Consider the following 4,273-nt stretch of genomic DNA (forward strand, 5'->3'; position numbering starts at 1 on the left):
CAAGTGTTAGCGGCGACATAAATCCGCCGGATTCTGAGGATTAGCGCGGGGTGCCCCCAAGATCGTTCACCGTGCTATCGGTACGGACAAGAGTCTTCGAGTTCGATGCAGGTGTGTCGAGCGTGGTGGTCCGATTGAATCAAGCGCCGTTGTATACCGAGTCGGCGTTCATCATGTAAGCGATGGGCATGCCCCGCGGAGTTTGAGGCGGCGCCACTCGCGCTATCCTGTTCCCGGACGCCGGACAAGCGAAGGCCCGGGCACATTCCTCGAAAGAACCCCGGGCCTTCCACATGCTCGCGCGCGTAAAGGCGCGGTCGCTTTGCCTTTATGCCTGCGATGCGCGGCGTTGTCCAGCGCTGCGCGCGGGGGAGCATGGGGGCAAGACAGAAGCCGTATCGGCTCTACAGTTGCGGGCGCTGCGCGCGGCAGGTGCGCATCTGCTGCGAGTGCGACCGCGGCAACCGGTACTGCGCGGGGGCGTGCGCGAAGATCCGCCGGCGTGAGTCGTTGTTGCGCGCCGGTGAGCGCTACCAGTTGAGCTACCGCGGAGCGTGTGGGCACGCCGCCCGGCAACGCGCCTGGCGCTCGCGCCAAGCGCAGAAAGTGACGCATCAGGGTTCCCTCTCCAGCGCCGACGCGGTCATAGTGGCGGCCATTCCGATCCAGACCATGACTGAGGGCCTCCATGTCGACATCGCATCGATTCAACCACCCCCACCGCCGCAGCGCATGGGGCCCTCTGCGCAGGGCTGCAGTTTCTGTTGGCGTGCACTGCCGGCTTTCGCGCGCTTCGGTCCGCTGCGAGGCGGACCGTGAACACGGGCAGGCGTGATGATTCCGCGTGCGCTCGAGACCGAAATTCTGCGCCTGCATCAAACCGAGCACTGGCCGGTAGGCACGATTGCTGCCCAATTGAGGGTGCATCACAGCACCGTGCGCCGCGTGCTCGCCCAAGCCGGCGCGCCGGCGGCGCAAACGACCCTGCGTCCCTCGATCATCGCGCCCTACCGGGCGTTCATCGTCGAGACATTGACGAAGTACCCCACGCTGCGCGCCTCGCGGGTCTACACGATGGTGCGTGAGCGCGGCTACCCGGGCGGCCCTGATCACTTGCGCGCCCTCGTCGCACAGTTGCGCCCGCGGCCCGCGGCACAAGCGTACCTGCGGCTGCGCACGCTGCCGGGCGAACAAGCGCAAGTGGACTGGGCGCACTTCGGCAAACTCACCGTGGGGCGCGCCGTGCGCCCGCTGATGGCCTTCGTGATGGTGCTCTCCTACTCGCGCCAGATATTCCTGCGCTTCTATCCGGGGGCCGCGATGAATTACTTCATCCGCGGCCATGTGGAGGCGTTCGGGTCGTTCAATTCGGTACCCCGGGTCCTGCTCTACGATAATCTTAAGAGCGCCGTGCTCGAGCGTTCGGGCGATGCGATCCGCTTCCATCCCACACTGCTGGAGTTGGCCGCCCACTACCGCTTCGAGCCCCGTCCGGTGGCGGTGGCGCGCGGAAATGAGAAGGGGCGAGTCGAACGCGCGATCCGCTTTGTACGCGACGCGTTCTTTGCCGCGCGCCCCTTCCGCGATCTCGATGATCTGAATGCCCAGGCAGACGCCTGGTGTCAGGGTGCCGCTGCCGAGCGCTTGTGCCCGGAGGACCGCACCCGCAGCGTGCGCACGGTCTTCGCCGAGGAGCAGCCGCGACTGCTCGCGTTACCCGAAAACCCGTTCCCGGCCGAGGAGCGCATCGAGGTGAGCGTGGGAAAAACCCCCTACGTGCGTTTCGACTTGAACGACTACACGGTACCCCACACCCACGTGAGCCGCATGCTCAGCGTGCTCGCCACGCTCGACACCGTGCGCATCCTCGAGGGCAGTGACGTGATCGCCACGCATTCGCGCAGTTTCGAGCGCGATGCGCAAATCGAAGACCCGGCCCATGTCGAAGCTCTCGTCACCCACAAGCGCGCCGCCCGTGCTCACCGTGCGCAAGACCGCCTGCAGCACGCCGCACCCAGTGTGAAGCCGCTGTTCCTGCGCGCCGCCGAGCGCGGCGCGCACCTGGGCGTGCTCACCCGCGGCTTGCTCGCGCTGCTCGACACCCACGGAGCGCACGCGCTGGAGGCGGCGATCGCCGCCGCCCTGGCCGAAGACGCCGCCCACCTGGGCGCGGTGCGCCACTTCATCGATCGCCACGCCCACGCCCGCGGCCAAGTTCCGCCCATCGCGGTGGTCCTGCCCGCCGACCCGCGCTTGCACGCCCTCAACGTGCGCCCGCAGGCGTTAAGCGATTACGAACACCTTACCCCGGAGAGTCCCGATGAACGCGCCCATGACGACGACGAGCCTCAACCTTGAGGCGGTGCGCCAGCGCCTGCGCCGGCTCGGCCTCTACGGCCTGCTGGCGCAAGCCCAAACGCTGATGCACGAGCCGTGGTTCGAGCGCGTACTCGACATCGAAGACGCCGAGCGCGCGCGCCGCTCCCTCAAACGCCGCCTCGATGACGCCCGCCTGGGCGCCTTCAAGCCCATTGCCGACTTCGACTGGGCGTGGCCCAAGAAGTGCGACCGCCCCCTGATCGAGGAACTGTTCTCGCTCGCCTTCATCGAGGAGGCCGCCAACGTGGTGCTCATCGGCTCCAACGGCCTGGGCAAAACCATGCTGCTCAAAAACCTCGCCCACCAGGCGCTCCTGCACGGCCATAGCGCGCGCTTCACGCTCGCCTCCGACATGCTCCACGACTTGGCCGCGCAGGACTCCTCCATCGCGCTCGCACGCCGGCTGCGCCGCTATACCACGCCCACCCTCCTCGCCATCGACGAGGTCGGCTATCTGTCCTACGACGCGCGTTATGCCGATCTGCTCTTCGAGGTGGTGACCCGCCGCTACCAGACCCGCCCCATCTTGCTCACCACCAACAAAGTCTTCGGCGAATGGAACCAGGTGTTCCCCAACGCCGCCTGTGTCGTCACCCTCATCGACCGGCTCGTGCACCGCGCCGAGATCGTCGCGCTCGAAGGGGAGAGCTATCGCCTGAAGGAGGCTAAGGAGCGCGTCGAGCGCAAAGCCAAATCTCGCACCCCGAGCGCGCGAAAGTCGCGCTGAATACCATGCTGCAACCCAACGACTTGCCGCTGGTGTGTCTGCCTATCGATCTGTCCGATGAGGCCGCCGCCAAGCTCGTGGAGTTCCTTCACGAATTGACCGAAGCACTCGAGCGCCATTACGGCGCACAGCTGCATCGCTACTACAACGCAAACGACATCTCCCAGCGCGATCTCGATCCCGCGCGCGCGCCAACCGATCCGCCTTTCTGATCACGCTTCGCGCCGATCACCACGTGCCACGCGACCCTCTCCTACGGTCGGTACACTCGCCGGCCGCCACATCAAATTCGCGCGCTACCATCAAAATGACGCGCTTTTGTAACCTCGCCAACACCAGGCGAACCTCTACACCCTCCTTGGCGAGCACGCTCGGGGAATCGACGCAGCGGACAGCGCGTGCGCCATCGCCGAAGCGGTCGGCGACCTCGGGCTGCGCGTCCTCGCGAACTATTATCTCGGCTGGGCGCTCTGGTACGCTGGCGACCCGCACCGGGCGGCCGACGCCTTTCGCACAGTGATCGCCCTCGTCAAGGGCGCACCGCTCGGCGAGCGCTTCGGGCTGGCGGGGCTGCCGGCGGTGATCGCCCGCTTTCACCTGGCGGCGGCCCTGGCCGAACTCGGAGAGTTCACCGAGGCCATCGCCGCAGGGGAAGAGGGCCTCCGGATCGCCCAGGCCGCGGGCCATCCGTTCAGCGAGGTCTTAGCCCTCTATGGCCTCGGGTACGCTCATCTGCGCCACGGGAACTTTGCGGCGGCAGCCCGCGTGCTGGAGCCGGCTCTTGCGCTCTGCCGGACGACGGGGATTCGCCTCATGTTGCCGTATGCCGCGGCGTCCCTGGGCTCCGCCTATCTCTGGTCTGGCCGCGCGACCGACTCGGTGCGGTTGCTGGAGGAGGCGGTCGAAGCGTTCACGGCGATGCGGATCCTGACCTTCCGTTCGTTGTCCATCACGTTCCTGGCCGAGGCCTATCTCATTCCCGGACGGATCGCCGAGGCGCGGGAGCAGGCGGTGGCGCTGGCGCACGCCTACCAGGAGCGGGGCTGGGAAGCTTGGGGTCTGAAGCTGCTCGGCGACATCTACGCCCACGCGCCCGCCGAGATCGATCAGAGCGACGCGGAGCAGGCCGGAGACGCGTACCGGCAGGCGCTCGCGCTCGCGAGCGAG

Annotated in this window: 4 protein-coding genes; all 4 read left to right on the forward strand. The window is 67.1% G+C overall.

The features are described from left to right. Positions 1-834: 834 nt before the first annotated feature. Positions 835-2,358, forward strand: coding sequence for an IS21 family transposase (gene istA, locus JHC36_RS02685; protein WP_287915527.1), 1,524 nt, complete (start codon positions 835-837; stop codon positions 2,356-2,358). Further along, positions 2,333-3,106, forward strand: coding sequence for an IS21-like element helper ATPase IstB (istB, locus tag JHC36_RS02690; protein ID WP_287915529.1), 774 nt, complete (start codon positions 2,333-2,335; stop codon positions 3,104-3,106). The genes istA and istB overlap by 26 nt, the downstream gene beginning before the upstream one ends. A gap of 5 nt (positions 3,107-3,111) precedes the next feature. After that, on the forward strand, positions 3,112-3,318 hold the full coding sequence (locus JHC36_RS02695; protein WP_287915532.1) for a hypothetical protein: 207 nt from the start codon (positions 3,112-3,114) through the stop codon (positions 3,316-3,318). Between the two features lie 220 nt (positions 3,319-3,538). Continuing rightward, positions 3,539-4,273 (forward strand): tetratricopeptide repeat protein (locus JHC36_RS02700; protein ID WP_353846113.1); only part of this gene is annotated, 735 nt, incomplete at its 3' end.

The sequence above is a fragment of the Tibeticola sp. genome (assembly GCF_022759015.1).
Taxonomy (GTDB): Bacteria; Pseudomonadota; Gammaproteobacteria; order Burkholderiales; family Burkholderiaceae_C; genus Tibeticola; species Tibeticola sediminis.